Origin of the sequence: Marivita lacus, from assembly GCF_014637725.1 — a bacterium.
GTDB classification, from domain to species: domain Bacteria; phylum Pseudomonadota; class Alphaproteobacteria; order Rhodobacterales; family Rhodobacteraceae; genus Marivita; species Marivita lacus.
In genome coordinates this window covers 92,369-112,772 of record NZ_BMFC01000011.1, presented here as the reverse complement: position 1 = coordinate 112,772, position 20,404 = coordinate 92,369, and the positions used below count along the sequence as shown (strand labels likewise).

The 20,404-nt window shown below is 62.6% G+C and carries 19 protein-coding genes; 8 read left to right on the top strand and 11 right to left on the bottom strand.

The features are described from left to right. Positions 1 to 178: 178 nt before the first annotated feature. A complete protein-coding gene (gene gdhA / locus IEV82_RS17845; protein WP_188483429.1) occupies positions 179 to 1,525 on the top strand; it encodes an NADP-specific glutamate dehydrogenase in 1,347 nt (448 codons plus the stop codon). A 64-nt stretch (positions 1,526 to 1,589) separates the two neighbouring features. On the opposite strand, the gene arsB is transcribed toward gdhA, so the two are convergent. From arsB to IEV82_RS17820, 5 genes are all read right to left on the bottom strand, one after another. Then, entirely contained in the window at positions 1,590 to 2,603 is a 1,014-nt protein-coding gene (arsB, locus tag IEV82_RS17840) for an ACR3 family arsenite efflux transporter (protein ID WP_188483428.1), read from the bottom strand. Further along, entirely contained in the window at positions 2,600 to 3,868 is a 1,269-nt protein-coding gene (gene arsJ, locus IEV82_RS17835; RefSeq protein WP_188483427.1) for an organoarsenical effux MFS transporter ArsJ, read from the bottom strand. The genes arsB and arsJ overlap by 4 nt, the downstream gene beginning before the upstream one ends. Then, the gene (locus IEV82_RS17830) at positions 3,865 to 4,863 is read right to left on the bottom strand and encodes an ArsJ-associated glyceraldehyde-3-phosphate dehydrogenase (RefSeq protein ID WP_188483426.1); all 999 of its coding nucleotides are present in this window, start codon (positions 4,861 to 4,863) and stop codon (positions 3,865 to 3,867) included. The genes arsJ and IEV82_RS17830 overlap by 4 nt, the downstream gene beginning before the upstream one ends. Next, positions 4,860 to 5,723: an arsenate reductase/protein-tyrosine-phosphatase family protein gene (locus IEV82_RS17825; protein WP_188483425.1), complete on the bottom strand. Its 864-nt coding sequence runs from the start codon at positions 5,721 to 5,723 to the stop codon at positions 4,860 to 4,862. Before IEV82_RS17825 ends, IEV82_RS17830 begins: the two co-directional genes overlap by 4 nt. Positions 5,724 to 5,906: 183 nt before the next feature. Beyond that, positions 5,907 to 6,755 (bottom strand): fumarylacetoacetate hydrolase family protein, encoded by an 849-nt coding sequence (locus tag IEV82_RS17820; protein ID WP_188483424.1) that lies wholly within the window; start codon positions 6,753 to 6,755, stop codon positions 5,907 to 5,909. Between the two features lie 312 nt (positions 6,756 to 7,067). On the opposite strand from IEV82_RS17820, the gene ihfB reads away from it, so the two are divergent. The 3 genes from ihfB to IEV82_RS17805 are packed head-to-tail and all read left to right on the top strand — an operon-like array spanning position 7,068 to position 8,369. After that, the gene (gene ihfB, locus IEV82_RS17815; RefSeq protein WP_188483458.1) at positions 7,068 to 7,349 is read left to right on the top strand and encodes an integration host factor subunit beta; all 282 of its coding nucleotides are present in this window, start codon (positions 7,068 to 7,070) and stop codon (positions 7,347 to 7,349) included. A 6-nt stretch (positions 7,350 to 7,355) separates the two neighbouring features. Next, positions 7,356 to 7,706 (top strand): lipopolysaccharide assembly protein LapA domain-containing protein, encoded by a 351-nt coding sequence (locus IEV82_RS17810; RefSeq protein WP_188483423.1) that lies wholly within the window; start codon positions 7,356 to 7,358, stop codon positions 7,704 to 7,706. Between the two features lie 9 nt (positions 7,707 to 7,715). Further along, complete coding sequence (locus tag IEV82_RS17805; protein ID WP_188483422.1) at positions 7,716 to 8,369, top strand: phosphoribosylanthranilate isomerase; 654 nt, start codon at positions 7,716 to 7,718, stop codon at positions 8,367 to 8,369. Between the two features lie 82 nt (positions 8,370 to 8,451). On the opposite strand, the gene IEV82_RS17800 is transcribed toward IEV82_RS17805, so the two are convergent. Both IEV82_RS17800 and IEV82_RS17795 read right to left on the bottom strand, forming a co-directional pair. Continuing rightward, positions 8,452 to 9,498 carry a quinone-dependent dihydroorotate dehydrogenase gene (locus IEV82_RS17800; RefSeq protein WP_188483421.1) on the bottom strand — a complete coding sequence of 349 codons (1,047 nt, stop codon included), beginning with the start codon at positions 9,496 to 9,498 and terminating at the stop codon, positions 8,452 to 8,454. Further along, a complete protein-coding gene (locus tag IEV82_RS17795) occupies positions 9,495 to 9,869 on the bottom strand; it encodes a DUF952 domain-containing protein (protein WP_229747900.1) in 375 nt (124 codons plus the stop codon). Before IEV82_RS17795 ends, IEV82_RS17800 begins: the two co-directional genes overlap by 4 nt. Before the next feature lie 123 nt (positions 9,870 to 9,992). On the opposite strand from IEV82_RS17795, the gene IEV82_RS17790 reads away from it, so the two are divergent. From IEV82_RS17790 to IEV82_RS17780, 3 genes are read left to right on the top strand one after another with little or no spacing between them, the layout of a single operon-like run. Beyond that, on the top strand, positions 9,993 to 11,576 hold the full coding sequence (locus IEV82_RS17790; protein ID WP_188483420.1) for a bifunctional metallophosphatase/5'-nucleotidase: 1,584 nt from the start codon (positions 9,993 to 9,995) through the stop codon (positions 11,574 to 11,576). Between the two features lie 45 nt (positions 11,577 to 11,621). Further along, positions 11,622 to 12,287: an SOS response-associated peptidase gene (locus IEV82_RS17785; protein ID WP_188483419.1), complete on the top strand. Its 666-nt coding sequence runs from the start codon at positions 11,622 to 11,624 to the stop codon at positions 12,285 to 12,287. A 57-nt stretch (positions 12,288 to 12,344) separates the two neighbouring features. Further along, positions 12,345 to 13,730, top strand: coding sequence for an FAD-binding oxidoreductase (locus IEV82_RS17780; protein ID WP_188483418.1), 1,386 nt, complete (start codon positions 12,345 to 12,347; stop codon positions 13,728 to 13,730). 70 nt (positions 13,731 to 13,800) lie between these two features. Here the strand turns inward: IEV82_RS17780 and IEV82_RS17775 are convergent, their stop codons facing one another. The 4 genes from IEV82_RS17775 to IEV82_RS17760 form a co-directional block, all read right to left on the bottom strand. After that, positions 13,801 to 14,682: a carbohydrate ABC transporter permease gene (locus IEV82_RS17775; protein ID WP_188483417.1), complete on the bottom strand. Its 882-nt coding sequence runs from the start codon at positions 14,680 to 14,682 to the stop codon at positions 13,801 to 13,803. An 11-nt stretch (positions 14,683 to 14,693) separates the two neighbouring features. Then, positions 14,694 to 15,719, bottom strand: coding sequence for a carbohydrate ABC transporter permease (locus IEV82_RS17770; protein WP_188483416.1), 1,026 nt, complete (start codon positions 15,717 to 15,719; stop codon positions 14,694 to 14,696). A 79-nt stretch (positions 15,720 to 15,798) separates the two neighbouring features. After that, positions 15,799 to 17,040, bottom strand: coding sequence for an extracellular solute-binding protein (locus IEV82_RS17765; protein ID WP_188483415.1), 1,242 nt, complete (start codon positions 17,038 to 17,040; stop codon positions 15,799 to 15,801). 80 nt (positions 17,041 to 17,120) lie between these two features. Next, the gene (locus tag IEV82_RS17760) at positions 17,121 to 18,173 is read right to left on the bottom strand and encodes an ABC transporter ATP-binding protein (protein ID WP_188483413.1); all 1,053 of its coding nucleotides are present in this window, start codon (positions 18,171 to 18,173) and stop codon (positions 17,121 to 17,123) included. Positions 18,174 to 18,473: 300 nt separating this feature from the next. Between IEV82_RS17760 and IEV82_RS17755 the strand changes: the two genes are divergently transcribed. Further along, on the top strand, positions 18,474 to 20,354 hold the full coding sequence (locus IEV82_RS17755) for an acyl-CoA synthetase (RefSeq protein ID WP_188483412.1): 1,881 nt from the start codon (positions 18,474 to 18,476) through the stop codon (positions 20,352 to 20,354). Positions 20,355 to 20,404 lie beyond the last annotated feature (50 nt).

Genomic DNA, 20,404 nt, shown 5'->3' with positions numbered 1-20,404 from the left:
CCCCGGGAAAGGGGCGACGTCCTGCGGATAGTCGATTGGTTTCATTGCTTAAACCGCGCTGGCCTGGAGCTGTTCGCGACATGTCGACCGGAAGGGCAAGGAGCGTGCGCTGACACCTGGTGCAGCTTGCCTTTCGTAGCACGGCCCTACCATCCTTGCATGCACCGAAAGGATCAAGATGACTGACCGCGACACCCTCGTCGAGGGTTTCATGGGGCCTTTGAAGGCACGCCATCCACATGAACCCGAATTCCTGCGCGCCGTCGAGGGTGTGGCGCGAAACGTGCTGACGGTCGAGAAGGCCCACAGCGCGTACGCGTCGGCGCGTGTTCTGGAACGGCTGACGGAGCCGGATCGGCAGATCGGATTCCGCGTCGATTGGCAGAACGACCGCGGCGAGATCGAGACCAATCGGGGCTGGCGGGTTCAGATGTCCAACGCCATCGGTCCCTACAAGGGCGGTCTGAGGTTCCATCCTTCGGTCACGCCCTCGATCCTGAAGTTTCTCGCCTTCGAGCAATGTTTCAAGAATGCGCTCACCGGACTGCCCCTCGGTGGTGCGAAGGGCGGCGCGGATTTCGACCCGCGCGGTCGGTCAGAGGCCGAGATCATGCGCTTTTGCCAAGCCTTCATGCGCGAGCTTTCGCCCCATATCGGTCCGGACCGCGACGTGCCCGCGGGCGACATCAATGTCGGCACCCGCGAGATCGGCTGGTTGTTCGGCATGTACAAGGCGCTCGAGGGTCAGTTCCACGGTGCGCTGACGGGCAAGGGAATGGCTGCGGGCGGCTCTGCCCTGCGGATCGAGGCGACGGGCTACGGGCTGATCTATTTCGTCGAAGGCATGCTGGCGCGGATGGGCGATAGCATCGAGGGCAAGCGCGTGGCGATTTCAGGCAAGGGCAATGTCGCCAATCACGCCGCCGAAAAGGCGATCGGCCAGGGTGCGCTCGTGGTCACCCTGTCGGACACGTCCGGCACGCTCTGCGCTCCTGACGGGATGACGCAGGAAGCGGTGGAATGGGTCCGCGCCCGAAAGGCCGAAGGCGGCGACATTGCCGATCCGCCCCGCGACCTCAGATTGCGGTACGCCGAAGGCGCGCTGCCATGGGGCACGATGGAGGCGCAGATCGCGCTGCCCTGCGCGACCGAAAACGAGATGGACGGGATCGCCGCGCAAGCCGCGCTGGATGCCGGGCTGATGCTTTTGGCCGAAGGCGCCAACATGCCGCTGACCGCAGAGGCTACGGACGTGCTGCGCGACAAGAGAGTGCTGCACGCGCCGGGCAAGGCATCAAATGCGGGTGGGGTGGCCGTGTCGGGGCTCGAGATGAGCCAGAACCGCTACGGACAGTTTTCGTCCCGCGAGGAGATCGACAAGCGCCTGAAGGAGGTCATGACTCTCATCCACGGCCAGATCTGCGCCGAGGGCAACAACGACAGCACGATGGACTACCGGCGCGCAGCGGATGTGGCGGGCTACCGCAGGCTCGCAGACGCCATCGCGTCGCTTGGCGCGGTCTGATCGGGCTTGGTGATGCTCATGACCCAAACATCACCAATACTCTCGTTTTGTTGAAACGTTTCGCTCAGCTCTCGACAAAGCGTGCTCTGGTCCTGTTGGCGAAGGCGACAAGCGACAGCATCACGGGCACCTCAACGAGCACGCCCACCACAGTTGCCAATGCTGCGCCGGAATTGAGGCCGAAGAGGCTGATCGCAACCGCGACCGCCAGCTCGAAAAAGTTCGATGTTCCGATCAGCGCGCAGGGGGCTGCGATCCTGTGCGGCACCCGCAAGGCATAGGCGGCGGCGTAGGCCAGCACGAAGATGCCGTAGGACTGGATCAGGATCGGCACTGCGATCAGCGCTATGACCAAGGGCCGGTCGAGGATCACCTGACCCTGAAGTCCGAAAAGGATCACCACGGTTGCGATCAGGCCGATCATGCCCCAGGACTTGATCCTGCTGCGGAACGCATCGATCCGTTCCGCGCTGCCAAGGTGGTGCCGCGTCAGAAGTCCAGCCGCGAGCGGCAGCGCGACATAAAGCACGACGGACAGAAGAAGTGTTTCCCACGGGACGACAATGTCCGTGACGCCCAGCAGGAAAGCGACGATCGGCGCAAAGGCAAAGACCATCACCACGTCGTTCACCGACACCTGCAGAAGCGTGTAGCTTTCGTCACCGCGTGTCAGCTGTGACCAGACAAAGACCATTGCCGTGCAGGGAGCGGCACCCAGAAGGATCAGGCCGGCGATGTATTGCTGCGCGTCTTCCGGTGAAATCAGGTCGGCAAAGACCACCTCGAAGAACAGAACGCCAAGGGCCGCCATGGTGAAGGGCTTGATCAGCCAATTGACGACAAGCGTGATCGCAAGACCCTTGGGCTGCTTGACCACATCGCGCAAACTGCTCGGGTCGACGCCCACCATCATCGGGTAGACCATTGCCCAGATCAGGACAGCGACGACAAGGTTGACGTTCGCAACCTCTGCTGCCGCGATGGCATTGACCAGCGCCGGCACTGCGGTGCCGATCACAATGCCCGCCACCATGGCAAGCGCGACCCAGACGGTCAGATACCGCTCGAAGATGCTCATGCCGGTGTGACCTGCGGGTGTTCCGGGCTCAGGCGACCGGACAACAGGGCAGCCAGAGCAACCATCACCGTCGCCGTGCCCAGCATCAGGACGAGGCCTCCCAGTTGGTAGGTCAGACCCGACAAGACCGTCCCAAGCAGCCGCCCCCCGGCGTTGGCCATGTAGTAGAAACCCACATCCATGGTCACCCTTTCGGCCTTGGTAAAGGCGAGGATCAGGTAGGAATGCAGCGCCGAGTTGATCGCAAAGACCGCGCCGAACACCAGCAGCCCGGCGACCAGTGTGACCGTGAGCCACGGCTGCGGTTCTGCCGACACGAATGCAGCCGCGGTCAATCCAGCCGGGATCGCCGCAAGCGCCCATGCCCAATTGCGGGCTTGTCCCACCAGATCGCCATCTGGCGTGGTGGCCGCGCGCAGCAGCTTCGGGGCTGCGGCCTGAACAAAGCCGTAAAGGATGATCCAGACGGCCATGAAGGTGCCGATCATGAAGAAGGCCGCGCGATTGCCACCGACTGTGCCATCAGACAGCACGGCATAGAAGTAGATCGGGATGCCGACCACAAACCAGACATCCCGCGCGCCGAACAGGAAGACCCGCGCGGCAGACAGCCAGTTCACATTTGCCGATTTCGAGAACACCTCGGAGAACTTGGCACCCTTGCGGCCTTTCGGCAGCCCCTTCGGCATGGCGATCAGGACCGCCACAAGGATGACGGCCAGAACCGCCGCCATCGCCAGAACCGCCCAGACAAAGCCGACCGTCGCCAGAAGGCCCGCACCCAGGAGAAAGCCCAGACCCTTCACGGCGTTCTTCGATCCGGTCAGGATTGCGACCCAGCGGAACAGCCCACCGGATTCGGTTGGCGCAAGGATCTTCACCGCCGATTTGGACGACATCTTGGCCAGATCCTTGGCAACGCCCGACGCGCCCTGGACGACCATCACGAAGGCCACGGAAACGCCCAGTGCCCAGCCTGGATCAAGCTGCGCCAGCGCCAGCAGCGCGACGACCTGAAGCGCGAGCCCCGCATAGAGTGTCGAGGTCAGCCCGAACCGCGCGGCGATCCAGCCCGCCGCAAGGTTCGTGACCATCCCCGCGATCTCGTAGAGCACAAACAGGTAGGCCAACTGCACCGGCGTGAAGCCCAATGTGTGGAAATGCAGCAGCACCAGCATCCTGAGCGCGCCATCGGTGAGCATGAAGGCCCAATAGGCCGCCGTGACGGCGATGTAGGCCGACAGACCTTCGGGGCGCGTGGTCACAGGGACGCCCCCACCATGAAGGCGACATCGACCAGCCGGTGCGCGTATCCCATTTCGTTGTCATACCAGGCGTAGATTTTCACCTGCGTGCCATTGATCACCATGGTCGAGGGTGCATCCACGATGCCCGATCGCGTGTCGTTGGTGTAATCGGCCGAGACCAGAGGCCGCTCCTCGTAGCCAAGGATTCCCTTCAACGGCCCTTCGGCAGCGGCTTTGAACAGCGCGTTGACCTCTTCTGCGGTCGTTTCCCGCTCCACCTCGAAGACGCAATCGGTCAGCGAGGCGTTCAGCAGCGGCACACGCACGGCATGGCCGTTCAACCGGCCTTTCAGTTCGGGATAGATCAGGGTGATGGCCGTGGCGCTTCCGGTCGTCGTCGGGATCAGCGAGTTCAGCGCGGACCGCGCCCGACGCAAATCCTTTGCCGGACGGTCAACGATGGTCTGCGTGTTGGTCACGTCATGGATCGTCGTGATCGACCCGTGACGGATGCCGAGGTTTTCGTGGATCACCTTGACCACCGGCGCAAGGCAGTTCGTCGTGCAGGAGGCTGCCGTGACGATGCTGTGCGTTGTCGGGTCGTAGACGGTGTCATTGATGCCAAAGACGACGTTGGCCGTCGGCCCGTCCTTGACCGGCGCCGAGACCACGACTTTCTTTACCCCCGCCTCGAAATAAGGCGCGAGTTTCGCCTCGGACTTGAACACACCGGTGCAGTCGATGACGACATCGACGCCGTCCAGCGGCAGCGCAGACAGATCCTTGGTACCGATGAACGGCAGCCGCGTGCCGTCAATTGTCAGGCTGTCGTCATCTGATGAAAACGCGGCGTTCCAACGTCCGTGAACCGTGTCGAATTCCAGCAGATGCGCATGCATCGCAGCATCGCCCACCGCGTCGTTGATCCAGGCGATCTCTGCCCCCCGTTCAAGCAGGGGCCGCAGGGCCAGCTTGCCAATGCGGCCAAGACCATTCAGCGCATAGGTGGTCACACCGCAGCTCCTTCTTCGGGAAGGCCTGCGTCCTGCGCACGGCCGATCTCATCCACAGCCTTCTGCAGCGAAATGCGATCGAGCGCCGAGAAGGGAAGCGCGCTGAACACCTTGATGCGATTGTGAAGCGCACCGTAGGTTTGTTGGAACGCGAGGCTCTTCTGAGCGTCGGAGCCTTCAACCTTTACCGGGTCCGGCATTCCCCAATGGGCGCTGATCGGCTGCCCGGCCCAGGAGGGGCATTCCTCGTTCGCGGCCTGATTGCAGACCGTGAAGACGAAATCGAACTTGGGTGCGTCGGCCCCCTGAAATTCGTTGACGTTCTTGGACCGCAGGACCGACACGTCATGCCCCTTCCGTGCGAGAACTTCGAGGGCGAACGGGTTGAGTTCGGATCGCGGCATCGTGCCGGCAGAATAGACCTCGAACCGGTCGCCTGCTTCGGACCTGAGGATGGATTCAGCAAAGATCGAGCGGGCAGAGTTTCCGGTGCAGATGAAGAGCACCTTGTATTTCGGATCAGCCATTGCCTGGGTTCCTGTAAAAAGGGGCATTGAAACGGGTGAGCAAAACTCCGGCCGACCGCGGCAGCAGTCGAGGAGCAGATAATCGAAGGTTTGTTGCACGTCTGTCATCGAGATGGCGTAGCGCAAAGAGGTGCCGGTCCGTTCTTGCGTGACCAGCCCGGCCTGCATGAGCGCCGAAAGGTAGGCCGACAGCGTGGACGCCTTCAGTCCGAGCACGTCGGCGAGTTCGCCGGCGGGCACCCGGTCAGGATACCGGCGCATCAGCAGCCGGAAGATGGCCAGCCGCTGAGGGTGGCCAAGGGTCGCGAGGCGAGAAGGGACCAGTGATTCCATATTTCATGAATATCAGAAATAATTGCGCGGGCAAGACTCTTTCGAGGGGGCAATCCTGAAATGTTCGAAGGCTGCACGCGACAATGGCACATCGGCAGCCGTCTTCTCGGCGTGCCGAAGTGACCTATCTCGCCATGCGAGGTTCCATGCCCGGAATTTGGCCGGGCAAAGTAAAGGCTGACCTCAGTCTCGCGCCGCGATGCAGGTTTGGCGCTGTTCACCAAGTCCCGCGATCCGAAGCACCATCTCATCACCTTCCCGGAGGAAGACCTGGGGTGACTTCCCCATGCCGACGCCCGGCGGTGTGCCGGTGGCGATGACGTCGCCGGGGTGAAGGGTCATGAACTGGGACAGGTGCGCAATCACCGTGGCCACAGAGAAATGCATCGTGCGGGTCGAGCCGTCCTGCATCGCGGTGCCATTGAGCGACAGTGTCATGGCCAAATCCTGCGGATCGGCCACGTCGTCGGTGGTCACGAGCCATGGGCCCATGGGCGCAAACGTATCGTGTGACTTGCCTTTCACCCACTGGCCCGAGCGGTGCAGCTGGAAGTCGCGTTCGCTCACGTCATTGACGATGCAATAGCCCGCGACATGGGAAAGGGCGTCTGCCTCGGAGACGTATTTTGCACGCGTGCCGATGACCACGCCCAGTTCGACCTCCCAATCGGCCTTGACGGACCCGCGCGGGATTTCCACCGCGTCGTTCGGCCCGCAGATGCAGGAGGTCGCCTTGAAGAACACGATCGGTTCCTCGGGCAGCGCCATGTTCGCCTCGGCGGCGTGGTCGGCATAATTGAGACCAATCGCGATCAGCTTGCCGACAGACCCGACACAGGCCCCGATGCGAGGGTTGCCGTCGACAATGGGAAGTGTGGCAGGGTCGATGGCGCGCAGACGGTCCAGCGTTTCAGGCGACAGGGACGCACCGGCGATGTCGTCGACATGGCCAGACAGATCGCGGACCTGCCCATCGGCATCCAGCAGGCCGGGTTTTTCCGCACCGATCTCTCCGAAACGCAGCAATTTCATGGTCTGTCTCTCCCGTTTGATTTTCGCGCAATCAGACATCAGACCAGCCGGAAGTCCAGAGCCAAGGCCAGATTTCGCGATCCTCGCACGGGGTTCTGCGTTGCGAATCGTAATGCGGTTTCAATACGGACTTTGGTCCGTGCCGACCGGGATGAAGGTCGATATTCGCCGCCAGGTGGCGTTGAACCGCTTAATTTGGCTGAACTTTCTGGCAAACCCGCACACGCCGCGGTTTCCGTCTTGAATTGTCCTGCGTATACTCCGGTCGGAGAACAGCATGACACGGGCGTGCGACCAGAAGGAAGCAAGACGATGATAAGGTCTGAGTTGATCCAAAAGATTGCCGACGATAACCCGCACCTGTACCAGCGTGATGTCGAGCGGATCGTGAATACCATTTTCGAAGAAATCATCGATGCAATGGCGCGTGGCGACCGGGTTGAACTGCGCGGCTTTGGCGCCTTTTCGGTCAAGAAGCGCGACGCGCGCACGGGTCGCAATCCGCGCACCGGCGAAGCGGTCGACGTAGAGGAAAAGCACGTGCCGTTCTTCAAGACGGGCAAGCTGCTCAGAGACAGGTTAAACGGGAAGTAGAGACTGATGCGATACATCCGCTATGCATTTCTTGCGGCACTGGCCATCGTGCTGGTGTCCGTAGCACTCGCCAACCGCGGCATGGTCATGCTGCAACTGCTGCCCTCGGGGCTGGCTGATCTGTCGGGCATGAACCGGAGCATCGAATTGCCGATGTTCATCGTGATCTTCGGAAGCATCATTGCCGGTCTGTTGATTGGCTTCGTCTGGGAATGGCTGCGCGAGCACAAGCACCGCGCCGCCGCCGCCCAGCGTCAGGCCGAGGTCAAGCGGCTCGAGCGGGAATTGCGGCGCACCAAGGCGGAGCGGGACAAAGGCAAGGACGAAGTTCTGGCGCTTCTGGACGAGGCGAGCTGAGCGCATCCCATGACACCCGGAATTCGTGTGAAGATCTGCGGGCTGACCCGGCCCGAAGACGTGATTGCCGTGGCCGAGGCGGGTGCGGCCTATTCCGGGTTCGTGTTCTTCCCCAAGAGCCCCCGCAACCTGTCGATTGACGCGGCCCGCGCGCTTGCACTCGACGTGCCTGTCGGCGTGGCCAAAGTGGCGCTGGTGGTCAATGCCGACGATGCGTTGCTCGATGCGATCACCGATGCGGTGCCGCTGGACATGTTGCAATTGCACGGCGACGAGCCACTCGAGCGCGTGTCCGAGGTGCGGGCGCGCTACGGCTTGCCGGTGATGAAGGCTGTCGGCGTTGCGGATGCCGAGGACGTGGCAGCGCTGGACGCCTATTCCGAGGTGGCCGATCAGATCCTCGTCGATGCCAAGCCGCCGAAACACGCCGAACTGCCCGGGGGCAACGGGGTCTCCTTTGACTGGCGCCTGATCGCCGCGCGCCGCTGGAGCGTGCCGTGGATGCTGGCGGGTGGATTGACTCCCCACAACGTGGCCGAGGCGATCGCGCTGACCGGCGCAAAGCAGGTGGATGTGTCCTCGGGTGTCGAAGCGGCTCCCGGTGTCAAGGATGCGGTGTTGATCCGGGATTTCGTTACAGCGACGCGGGGGCGGATGCGATAATGCGTCCGAATTTTCCGCCGACGGAAAAGACTGGGGCTCTGCCCCAGACCCCGAGATATTTTTGAACCAGAGAAGCCTAGGGTCAGTGCGCCGTGCCGACGGCATGGCTGACGCTGGCGTGTCCGTCGCCTTCCAGCAGCGCGTCAAGGCCGCGGGCGATCTCGGGCACAAGGCCAAGGCCGTGATAGACAAGCGCGGAATAGAGTTGCACCGCCGACGCCCCCGCTTTGATCTTGGCATAGGCATCTTCGGCTGACGCGACGCCGCCGACGCCGATGATCGGCAGTTTGCCATCGGTGGCGCGGTAGAGCTGTCCCAGCACGCGGGTGGATTTCTCGAAGAGCGGTCGGCCTGACAAGCCGCCGGCTTCGCCGCGATGGGATGATCTCAGGCCGTCGCGGTCCAGAGTCGTGTTGGTCGCGATCAGCCCGTCGATGCCTGAACTCAGCGCAACTTCGGCCACATCCGCGATCTCTGTCTCGGACAGGTCGGGTGCGATCTTGAGGAAGATCGGGACCCGGCGGTCCAGCGCGTTGCGGGTGTCCATCACCCCGGCCAGCAGCGCCGACAGTGCCTCCTTGCCCTGCAGGTCCCGCAGTTTTTCGGTGTTGGGGGAACTGACATTCACCGTTGCGAAATCGATATATGCGGCACAGGTGGCAAGAACCGTCGCGAAATCGCCTGCGCGGTTGTCGCTGTCCTTGTTGGCGCCAAGATTCAGACCGATGATCGCGTCGCGCGGCCGGTCCTTGAGCCGGTCTGCGATGGCCGTCATGCCGTCATTGTTGAACCCGAAGCGGTTGATCACGGCGCTGTCCTCGGTCAGCCGGAACAGGCGCGGCCTGGGATTGCCGGGTTGCGGGCGCGGCGTGGCGGCCCCCACTTCGAGAAAGCCGAACCCCGCACGCGACAGAGGGCGCAGCGCCTGCGCGTTCTTGTCGAACCCTGCAGCAAGGCCGACCGGGTTGGGCAGGCTCAGCCCTGCAAGCGTCGTGCGCAAGCGCGGGCTTGTCACGGTGCCGGTGGTGGGCGAAAGCCCAAGTTGCAGCGCCCTGAGCGCCAGACCATGCGCGGTTTCGGGATCGAAGCGGTGCAGCAGGCGCAGCCCCGCCCGTTCCAGCATCGTCACGACAGGTCATCCGGAAAGACATGCCCGTCGCCCTGTACCGGCAGCGGTTTCGCCCAGACCACGTCGGCCAGCCGCAGCGGGCCGTAGAGATGCGGAAAAAGTGCACCGCCGCGCGACGGTTCCCATTGCAGGTCGCCTGTCATCGCGGCCTCGTCATAGGCCAGAAGCATCAAACCCTCGGCCCCGCCAAAATGCTTGGAGGCTGTTTCGCGCACCTGTTCGGCGGTGGAGAAATGAACATAGCCATCGGCCACGTCAATCGGCGCACCAGCGGTTTCGCCATCGGCTTGCAGGGCGGCCCATTCTTCGGAGCGGAGGATTTTATAGATCATGCCTGCGATGTGACCTGTGCGCCGCGTCAGGTCAAGCATTGTCATCTGCCTGTTGAACTTGCGCCCCATGCGCATTTGCACATGCGTCCCTTGCGTAAGTTTTGACTCCCCCCGCAAGGCGAGGCACGATTGCGCCGTAACAATCCGACAGAGAGGACTCACATGTCTTACCGACTTCTTTCAAGTGCCGCAGCGCTGGCGCTGACTGCTGGTGTGGCACAGGCCGATTACACGTTGCACGTCATCCACATCAACGACCTGCACAGCCGCATCGAGCCGATCAACCGCTTTGATTCGACCTGTTCGGCCGAAGACAACGCGGCGGGCGAGTGCTTTGGCGGCGTGGCGCGGGTCAAGACGATGATCGACCAGCTGCGCGCCGAACTGGACGGGCAGAACGTGATCGTCGTAGATGCGGGCGACCAGTACCAGGGTTCGCTGATGTACACGACCTACAAGGGCGATGTCGAAGCCGAGATGATGGAGAAGATAGGGTTCGACGTGATGGCCGTCGGCAACCACGAATTCGACGATGGCGACGAAGGTCTGCTCAAGCTCATCGACAACGTGTCCTTCCCGGTCATTTCGGGCAACCTTGATGTGAGCCGCTCGAATATTCTCGCCGAGAAGGTCCAGAACCATGTCGTGCTTGAGGTGGGGGGCGAGAAGATCGGCATCGTGTCGGCGCTGGCCACCGATACCGTGGAAACATCGTCGCCGTCGGATGCGGTGATCTTTCAGGACGAGATCGACAGCATTGCCGCCGATGTCGCCACGCTGACCGCAGAGGGTGTGACCAAGATCATCGCGCTGAACCATGTCGGCCTGCCAAGGGATCTCGAGATCGCGGCTGCAGTACCGGGCTTGGACGCAGTCGTGGGCGGACACAGCCACACCTACCTGTCCGCGACCGATCCGGACCGCCAGGGCGCGTATCCGACCTTTGCCAGCCAGCCGGACGGCACGCTCGTGCCGGTGGTGCAGGCCTATGCCTATTCAAAATACGTGGGCCATCTGATCCTGAATTTCGATGACGCGGGCAACGTGACCTATGCCGAAGGCGACACGATCCTGCTGGATGCGTCGGTCGAAGAAGACCCCGAGATCGTCGCGCGCGTGGCCGAACTCGCCGGTCCCATCGAAGAGATGAAGACCCGGATTGTGGCCGAATCCGCCGAAGCCATCGAAGGCAGCCGCGAGGTGTGCCGCGCGATGGAATGCCCGATGGGCAACCTCGTGGCCGATGCGATGCTGGACCGCGTCAAGGATCAGGGCGTCCAGATCGCGATCCAGAATGGTGGCGGTCTGCGGTCCTCGATCGACGCGGGTGAAGTGACCATGGGCGAGGTGATTTCCGTGCTGCCGTTCCAGAACACGCTGTCCACGTTCCAAGTGACGGGCGCACAGATCCTTGCCGCGCTCGAAAACGGCGTGAGCCAGGTCGAAGAGGGCGCAGGCCGCTTCCCGCAGGTGGCAGGCATGAGCTTTACCGTCGATCTGAGCGCCGAGCCGGGCAGCCGCGTGTCGAACGTGATGGTGGGCGAAGCCCCGCTTGATCCCGAGGCGACCTATGGCGCGGTGTCCAACAACTACGTGCGCAATGGCGGCGACGGCTACCGCATGTTCCGCGATGCGATGAACGCCTATGATTACGGCCCCGACCTTGCCGATGTCACGGCGGAATACCTCGCGGCAAACGCGCCGTACCAGCCTTACACGGACGGTCGGATCACCGTGAACCAGTGAAGACCAGCGCAGGTCGGGCCATTTCGCCCGGCCTGCTTTTTCCCCATGTGTGGACGGTTCGCCCTGACCCTGCCATCCGATGCGATGGCGCAGCTGTTCGATGCGGTGCCGTCGAACGCGCTGCCCGAGGTTCCGAATTACAATATCTGCCCGACCAACCTTGTCCACGCGGTGCACACGCTTGAGGGGCAACGGCGGCTGGTGGCGATGCGCTGGGGGTTCCTGCCGCATTGGTACAAGGCCGAGAATGGCGGTCCCCTGCTGATCAACGCGCGGGCCGAAACGATTGCGGAAAAGCCTGCCTTCAAGGCCGCGTGCCGCGAACGGCGGTGCCTGATCCCGGCGACGGGGTTTTACGAATGGACCAAGGACGAGGACGGCAATCGCCTGCCGTGGTACATCCATCCTACCGGCGGCGACCTGCTGGCCTTTGCCGGGGTCTGGCAGGATTGGGAGCGCGACGGGGTGGCGCACCGGACCTGCGCCATCGTCACCACCGGGGCCAATGACGCGATGTCGGCGATTCACCACCGCCAGCCGGTGACGCTGCGCCCCGAGGATTGGGCGCTCTGGCTGGGCGAAGCGGGGCACGGCGCGGCGACGCTGATGCAGGCCGCACCCGAGGATGCGATGGCGTTCTACCGTGTCGATCCCAAGGTCAATTCCAACCGTGCCTCCGGGCCGGCGCTGATCGAACCGCTGGAGACCTGAACGGGGTTTTCCCGGCGCGCGCTTGGCAGTAGCGTGGCGCCGAACAGGGAGGCCCTCATGTCCAACGCCAAAATCGAGACGACCATAACCGCGCTGCGCGATCTGCTGGGGGACCGTCTGTCCACCGGACCGTCGATCCTCGACCAGCACAGCCATGATGAGGCCTATACCAAGCCGGTTCTGCCCGACGCGGTGGCCTTTCCCGAAACCACCGAGGAAGTCTCGCTGATCATGAAGATCTGTTCGCAGCATGGCTGCCCGGTGATCCCTTACGGCGTCGGGTCATCGCTCGAAGGGCATATCGTGCCGGTGCAGGGCGGCATCACCGTCGACACCAGCCGCATGAACAAGGTGCTTCAGGTCAACCAGAGCGATCTGGACGCGGTGGTCGAACCCGGTGTGACACGGGTGCAACTGAACGAGGCGCTGCGGGCGACCGGGCTGATGTTCACCGTCGATCCGGGGGCGGATGCATCGCTGGGTGGCATGGCGGCGACCCGCGCTTCGGGCACGAACACGGTGCGATACGGCACGATGGCGGACAACGTTCTTGCGCTGGAGGTGGTGTTGCCGGACGGGCAGATCATTCACACCGGCAGCCGGGCGCGCAAATCATCGACGGGCTATGACCTGACGCATCTCTTCATCGGATCGGAAGGCACGCTGGGCATCATCACCAGGCTGACGGTCAAGCTGCACGGTCAGCCCGAACATATCGCCGCGGCGACCTGTGCCTTTCCCGATATCCCAAGTGCGGTGGACACGGTGATCCTCGCGATCCAGACCGGCTTGCCCCTCGCGCGGATCGAGTTGCTGGATGAGCTGCAGATGAAGGGCATGAACATCTACAATCCCGATATGGGCCTGCCCGAAGTGCCGCACCTTTTTCTGGAATTCCACGGCACCGAAGCGGGGGTGGCCGAACAGGTCGAAAGCTTTGCCGCTCTGGTCGAAGAGCATGGCGGGTCGGATTTCCAGTGGGCCACCAAGACCGAGGATCGCAACCGCCTGTGGCAGGCGCGCCACAACGCCTATTACGCGGGCCGGTCGCTGCGACAGGGGGCCAATGGCGTGGTCACGGATTGCTGCGTCCCGATCTCGGCGCTCTCGGAATGCCTGATGCGGGCCAAGGCGCTGGCGGCGGACTCGGGCTTTCTCGCGCCGCTGGTCGGGCACGTGGGGGATGGCAATTTCCACCTGCTGATCCTTGTCGATCCCGACAGCGAGGACGAACTGACCCGCGCCAAGACGCTGGTCGAGGCGGTCAACATGCTGGCGCTGGAGTTCGGCGGCACAGTCAGCGGGGAGCACGGTATCGGCATCGGCAAGCGCAAGTACCTGGCTCAGGAGCATGGCGCTGCTTATGCGCTGATGGGGGTTCTGAAGAAGGCGATTGATCCGGGCAATATCATGAATCCGGGCAAGCTGGTCACGTTGAACTGAGGTGGGCGGAGGATGCGTTGGCGCATCCTCGACTTTCCGTTGACGGAAAGTCTGCCGCGCTTGGCAAGCTTCAGCCTTTCACCGCCCCTGCGGTCAGACCCGACACGATCTGGCGCTGGAAGACCATGATCAGCAGGAACAGCGGCGCCGTAGTCGACACCACCGCGGCCACCGCGAACATCACGTTGCCCTTGGTCTGCGTCGTGCCAAGGAAAGACGCAATCTTGGGCACCATGGTCTGGTTCTCCTTGTCGAGGATCATCGCGGTCACGGCAAAATCGTTATAGGCCAGCAGGAAGCTGAAGAGCCCGGTGGTGATAATGCCCGGCCACATCACCGGAATGATCACATGGCGAAACGCCTGGAACCGGGTGCAGCCGTCCACCATCGCGCTTTCGTCCAGATCCTGCGGGATGTTCTTGAAGAACGAGTGCAGCATCCAGAGCGTGAACGGCTGGTTGATCGCCACCAGAACGATGATCGCCGTGGGCAGATGGCCCCAGATGTTCCACTGAAAGAACACCGGCAGGTAACCCGACACCAGCGTGATCGGCGGCATTGCCCGGAAGATCAGCGCGATCAGCAGGAACCAGAACGCGTAGCGATAGGTCGAGCGGGCCAACGCGTAGCCGCCCAACGTGCCCAGCGTCAGCGAGATGGTCACGACGAAGAGGCACACCAGCGTCGAATTCCACGCGGCCTTCCAGAACTCCTCCTGCACCCAAGCGCCGGAATAGCCTTCGGTGGTGAAGGCATCGCCGGTTTCTCGCGTTGTCATCTCGCCGGTCAGCACATTGGTCCAGTCGGCAAGCGAAAAGAAATCGCCCTCGACCTTGAACGATCCCCACAGCGTCCAGAAGAACGGGAAGGCGGCGGCGATCATCCAGATGACAAGGATGGCGATCAGGATCACCTGAAGGGCTGCGGGGCGTTTCTGGGCCTGGCTTGCCATGATCGTCCTCCTCAGGCTGCTTTGCCGTAGTCGCGCCAGGTGCGGATCAGCACCGGCGACAGCAGGATTGCCACGCCGATGATGGTCAGCACCGAGGTCGCGGCGGCCGAACTGAGCTGTTGTGTCTCGCCACCCAGATCGTTGTAGATCGCCCAACTGAGCGAGGTGGCATGGGCGCTCGCGTTGAAACTGACGATGGGCTCGAATACCCGGAAATTGTCCATCAACTGCATCAGTGCGATGAAGGTGGTCAGCGGCAGAAGGTGTGGGATCACGACGTGCCGGATCTGCTGCCAGCGGCTGGCCCCGTCGATGCGCGCGGCCTCCAGCGTGTCGGTGTTCACGGTTTGAAGGCCAGCGTAGTAGACGATGAAGGCGAAGGGCGCGGAATGCCAGACGCCGTAGACCATCAGCATGATCCACATCAGCCCCGTGTCGGCCTTGACCGACAGGCCAGGATCATCCGCCAGCCAGCGCAGCGCTGTGCCCAAAATGCCGCGCGCATCGACCATCCAGAACAGGATCAGCGATCCGATCAGTGGCGTGACCATCATCGGCAGCAGCGAGAAAAAGATCAGCGGTCCCCGGATCGCCTTTGCGGCGCTGTTGACGGCGACCGCGACGATGAAGCCCAAGACGATGGTCAGCGGCGTGACCACGAAGGTGAAGGTCAGGGTAAACCCCATGGCCTTGTAGAAGGGCAGGTTCATCAGCCGGTCGATGAAGTTGCCGATGCCGGTGCTGTCGCTCCAGATCTGGCCGACCTGTTCGACGGCAAGATGGTTGCGGTCCTTGTAGATCTCAAGCCCGGCAAAGCGGCCCAGCGGCTGGTCCTCGCGCAGCGCGGCCGTGGCCGACTGGTCGATCGCGGTGGCGGTGGTGCATCCGAAGGGGCCGCAGTTTTCCACCTCGATGATGACCTGTTCATGTGCGGAATGCAGCGATTGCACGACCACGGAGATGATCGGGAAGAAGATGAACAGCAGCATGGCCACCGCCGAGGGCAGGACAAACCAGAAAAAGGCGCTGTGTTTCATCGGAACTTCCCCGCAATCGTGAACCGGGCAGGACAGGGTCGGGGGCAGACCGGGCCGCCCCCTGTGCTGTAGACCGGCTTCAGTTGATGAAGCCCTTTTCGCGGGCCGCGGTCATGTAGGCGTCTTCGATATCCGACAGCGCCTGTTGCGCGCTTTCCTTGCCCTGCAGGAAATCCGCGATGTTGTCGCCAAGCGCGGTGTGCAGCAATCCGTGATGCGGCAGCATCGGGTAGGGCGGGGTCTGCATGGAGATGGCCGAGAACACGCCTTCGTTGACCGGCGCGGGTTCATAGCCGTCGATCATCCAGACCGCCTCGCCCATCGTTTCGGGGCTGAGGATCGCCGGGCTGATGCCCTGCTTCATCGCCTTGAACGTCGCCTCTGCATCTTCGTCGCTGATGTTCTTGGCCACGGTCCAACCGTCCCACCAGAGGGTCGATGCGGGTGTGCCGCCACCGGCCACGGTCATCGGTGCGCCAACCATGGTGTTTTCATAGACCTCTGGGGTGGAGCCTTCGGCGTCCATCAGCACCCCGGTGCGCGATCCCCACATGTTCATCAGGGCGACATTGCCCGCTTCCCATTCCGCGCTGGTCGCATTGGAATCGTGGGTCAGGTAGTCGGGGTTCATGTATTCACTCAGGGCCTTGAGCATCTCGAGCGTGGCGACGCCGGCCTCGTTGTTGATCGAGACCTGTGCGGTGCCGGGTTCGTAGAATTCGCCGCCATGGCCGATATACATGTTCACGAATTCCTGCGCGAGGTTCCAGCCCGCCATGTAGGCGCCGCCCACCGGGTATTCGAGAATGCCCTCGGCGAGGATTTTTTCCGCCGTTTCCAGCAGTCCTTCATAGGTCGTGGGCGGTTCCATCCCGATCTGTTCGAGGATGTCCTTGCGGTAGACGAGATGCTGGGCGTTCGCCATGAAGGCAACAGCCATCACCTGCCCGTTGATGGTGATGAGCTGGTTCTTTGGGATGTCCTGCCCGAACGCGGCCACCAGATCGTCCAGCGGGCGCAGCACGTCTTCGTTGATCAGCGCGACGATCGAAGAGTTGGCAACGATCGCGGTGGTGTATTCCGCCGGGTTGCCCTGCATGCCCGCAAGGTTGATCTTCTGGTGATCGGCGGTGAGGTTCGCCTTGGCCTCGCCCAGACCCTCGCAGGCCTGCGCGTTGCGCGCGACGGTCTGGATCGCCGGAAATTCATTGCCCACGATGCTGAGTCGCCCGTCGGTGATGCCGCACTCGGCGGCCATGGTGGTGGTTGCACTTGCTGCGACAAGGAACGAGCCTGTCATCAGGATTTTTCCGAGGTTCATCTTTGGTCTCCCTGTGTGTCTGGATGCGCCTTGCAAATCCGCATCTCTGTCTCCCGGTGCAGCCGGGAATTCCGTATGGGTCAGTCGTCGATCCGCTGGCCTGTCTCGGTCGAAAACAGGTGGCAAATCTCGGGTGTGACATGGATCGAAACCAGATCGCCGATCTCGGCCCGGAAGGATTTGTCGGCCTTGACGGCCACGAGCGAGGTGCCGATGCGCACCGAAATCATCGTGGCATCGCCCAGCAGTTCCAGCGTGTAGATCGGTGCGCTGATCTGGCCCTCGCCGTCACGGGCAAGGCTGGCATCCTCGGCGCGGAACCCCAGCGTTGTCTTGCCATGCCCGGTGTTCAGCCCGGTGATACGGGTGTTGCGGGTCTCGAACACGCCATCACACAGGTCGCCGTCGATCAGGTTCATCGCCGGGTTGCCGATGAAGCTGGCCACGAAGAGGTTGGCCGGGCGGTCGTAAATCTCGGTCGGGCTGCCGACCTGCTGCACCACGCCCTTTTCCATGACCACCACGCGGTCGGCGAGCGTCATCGCCTCGATCTGGTCATGGGTGACATAGATCGTGGTCACGGCCAGTTCATGGCTCAGGTTCTTGATCTGCGCGCGGGTCGAGACACGCAGCTTGGCATCAAGATTGGACAGCGGCTCATCCATCAGGAACACGTTGGGCTCGCGCACGATGGCACGGGCCAATGCCACGCGCTGACGCTGGCCGCCCGACAGTTCGGCCGGTTTGCGGTGCAGGAAATCGTCCAGCTCGACCATCGCGCTGGCGCGGCGCACCCGTTCGTCATGAGTCGCCGGATCGACACCGCGCACCTTGAGCGGAAAGCGGATGTTCTCGTAGACGTTCATGTTCGGGTAAAGCGCGTAGGACTGGAACACCATCGCCACATCGCGGTCTTTCGGGTCGAGATTGTTGACCACCTTGCCGTCAATGACGATCTCTCCGTCGGTCACATCCTCGAGCCCGGCGATCATCCGCATGGTCGTGGTCTTGCCACAGCCGGACGGGCCGAGCAGGACAAGAAATTCCTTGTCCGCGATGGTCAGGTTGAAATTGTCGACGCCGATGAAACTGCCCCAACGTTTGTTGACGTTCCTGAGCTGGATTTCCGCCATGGTTCCCCCTGCGCAAAGATCGGTTTTGCGGTCGACCACCCCAACAAGCCATAGGGTTCGCGGTTTGGCAAGAAAACTTTGCAAACGTGTGCAAAAAATCAAAACCGATGCGATCCGGCGGAAAATTGTGAACCGAATGGGGGTGAAACCCGGCGATCAGAGGTCCATGATGGCGCCGGAACGCAGCGTCATCGCGGAACTGTCGTAGCGTCGGGCTGTCTTGTCTTGTCGAAATATCCGCTAAAAAGCCGTGTCTGCGGCGGGAGCGCAGGCGCCGAGTGACACAAGGGAGGGGACATCATGTCATTTGCGAGTTTCAAGGACCGCAACGCGATTGAGAACGAGATGCCGTGGAAAGACCGGGACATTCCCGCGACGCTCTACGGTCAGTTGAGCAAGACCGCCGCCGCCTTCCCGAACCGTCCTGCCGCCAGTTTCCAGTTGCTGTCAGGCCCGGACGACAAGGCCGAAACACTGACATGGGCGGATCTTCTGGCGCGCACGGTGCAGGCGGCCAACCTGTTTCGCAAGCTCGGTATCGGGGAAGACGATGTTGTGGCCTACGTGCTGCCCAACAGCACCGAAACGATCGTGACTCTGCTGGGCGGCGCGATTGCCGGGATCGCAAACCCGATCAACCCTCTGCTCGAACCCGAACAGATCGCCGCCATCCTGCGCGAAACCGGCGCCAAGGTGGTGGTCACGCTCAAGGCCTTTCCCAAGACAGATGTGCCGCAGAAGGTGGCAGAGGCCTGCCGCCATGCGCCCAAGGTCCAGACAGTGCTCGAGGTAGACCTCAACCGCTATCTCACGCCACCCAAGTCATGGATCGTGCCGCTTGTCCGGCCAAAGAACCCCGGCGGGCATCATGCGGATGTGCGCAGCTTCACCGCCGAGGTGAAAAAGCAGAACACCACGCTCGATTTCGCCGACAGCGCGGGCGACCGGGTCGCGGCCTATTTCCACACCGGCGGCACCACGGGCATGCCCAAGGTCGCGCAGCACACCTATTCGGGCATGATCTACAACGGCTGGCTGGGCAACCGGCTGCTGTTTACCGAGAAGGACAGCATCATGTGCCCGCTGCCTCTGTTCCACGTCTTTGCCTGTCACGTGATCCTGATGGCCTCGGTCGTGTCCGGGGCGCATGCGGTGTTCCCGACACCGCAGGGATACCGGGGCGAAGGGGTGTTCGACAATTTCTGGAAGTTGTGCGCGCGCTGGAAAACCACCTTCGTGATCACCGTGCCCACCGCCATGTCGGCGCTGATGCAGCGTCCGGTCAATGCCGATCTGTCCACGATCAAGACCGCGTTTTCGGGGTCGTCGCCGCTGCCGCTGGAGCTGTTCCACCGCTTCGAGAAATCCTGCGGCGTGACCGTGGTCGAGGGCTATGGTCTGACCGAGGCGACCTGCCTTGTGTCCTGCAACCCGCCGGACGGGATCAAGAAGGTGGGATCGGTGGGCATCCCGTTCCCCTATACGGATGTAAAGATCCTGTCGCAGAAGAATGGCGATGTCGTGGACTGCGCCGTCGACGAGATCGGCGAGATCTGCGTGTCCAACCCCGGTGTGACGCCGGGGCGCACCTATACCGAGACGGCCAAGAACGACGATCTTTATCACCACGGCAAGTACCTGCGCACGGGCGATCTGGGCCGGATCGATGCGGATGGCTATCTCTGGATCACCGGGCGGGCGAAAGATCTGATCATCCGGGGTGGTCACAATATCGACCCCGCCGATATCGAGGAGGCGCTGCTGGCGCATCCCGCCGTCGCCTTTGCGGGCGCGATCGGCCAGCCCGACGAACATGCGGGCGAGTTGCCTTGCGCCTTTGTCGAACTGGTCGAGGGGGCCGACGTGACCGAGCAGGCCCTGCTGGAGCATTGCAAGGTGCATGTGCACGAGCGCGCCGCGATCCCCAAGCACATGACCATTCTGGACGAACTGCCCAAGACCGCCGTGGGCAAGGTCTTCAAGCCGGACCTGCGCAAACACGCCATCACACGGGTGTTCAACGTGGCGCTGGACAAGGCGGGATCACCTGCGCGGGTGGAGGCTGTTGTCGATGACAAGACGCGCGGGCTGGTGGCGCAGGTCAATCTGCACGGCGCGAATTCTGACGCTGTGGGGCACGTGCTGGGCAGCTTCGCCACCCAATGGGAGGCGTCGCGCTGAGCCTGTTTCGGATCGGCAGCGCCGATTCGACCGACGCGCGCCTGCGGCGC

Coding starts and splice junctions, on each gene's coding strand:
- gdhA (WP_188483429.1), top strand. CDS start 179: ATGACTGACCGCGACACCCTCGTCGAGGGTTTCATGGGGCCTTTGAAG.
- arsB (WP_188483428.1), bottom strand. CDS start 2,603: ATGAGCATCTTCGAGCGGTATCTGACCGTCTGGGTCGCGCTTGCCATG.
- IEV82_RS17825 (WP_188483425.1), bottom strand. CDS start 5,723: ATGGAATCACTGGTCCCTTCTCGCCTCGCGACCCTTGGCCACCCTCAG.
- IEV82_RS17820 (WP_188483424.1), bottom strand. CDS start 6,755: ATGAAATTGCTGCGTTTCGGAGAGATCGGTGCGGAAAAACCCGGCCTG.
- ihfB (WP_188483458.1), top strand. CDS start 7,068: ATGATAAGGTCTGAGTTGATCCAAAAGATTGCCGACGATAACCCGCAC.
- IEV82_RS17810 (WP_188483423.1), top strand. CDS start 7,356: ATGCGATACATCCGCTATGCATTTCTTGCGGCACTGGCCATCGTGCTG.
- IEV82_RS17805 (WP_188483422.1), top strand. CDS start 7,716: ATGACACCCGGAATTCGTGTGAAGATCTGCGGGCTGACCCGGCCCGAA.
- IEV82_RS17795 (WP_229747900.1), bottom strand. CDS start 9,869: ATGCTTGACCTGACGCGGCGCACAGGTCACATCGCAGGCATGATCTAT.
- IEV82_RS17790 (WP_188483420.1), top strand. CDS start 9,993: ATGTCTTACCGACTTCTTTCAAGTGCCGCAGCGCTGGCGCTGACTGCT.
- IEV82_RS17785 (WP_188483419.1), top strand. CDS start 11,622: ATGTGTGGACGGTTCGCCCTGACCCTGCCATCCGATGCGATGGCGCAG.
- IEV82_RS17780 (WP_188483418.1), top strand. CDS start 12,345: ATGTCCAACGCCAAAATCGAGACGACCATAACCGCGCTGCGCGATCTG.
- IEV82_RS17775 (WP_188483417.1), bottom strand. CDS start 14,682: ATGGCAAGCCAGGCCCAGAAACGCCCCGCAGCCCTTCAGGTGATCCTG.
- IEV82_RS17770 (WP_188483416.1), bottom strand. CDS start 15,719: ATGAAACACAGCGCCTTTTTCTGGTTTGTCCTGCCCTCGGCGGTGGCC.
- IEV82_RS17765 (WP_188483415.1), bottom strand. CDS start 17,040: ATGAACCTCGGAAAAATCCTGATGACAGGCTCGTTCCTTGTCGCAGCA.
- IEV82_RS17760 (WP_188483413.1), bottom strand. CDS start 18,173: ATGGCGGAAATCCAGCTCAGGAACGTCAACAAACGTTGGGGCAGTTTC.
- IEV82_RS17755 (WP_188483412.1), top strand. CDS start 18,474: ATGTCATTTGCGAGTTTCAAGGACCGCAACGCGATTGAGAACGAGATG.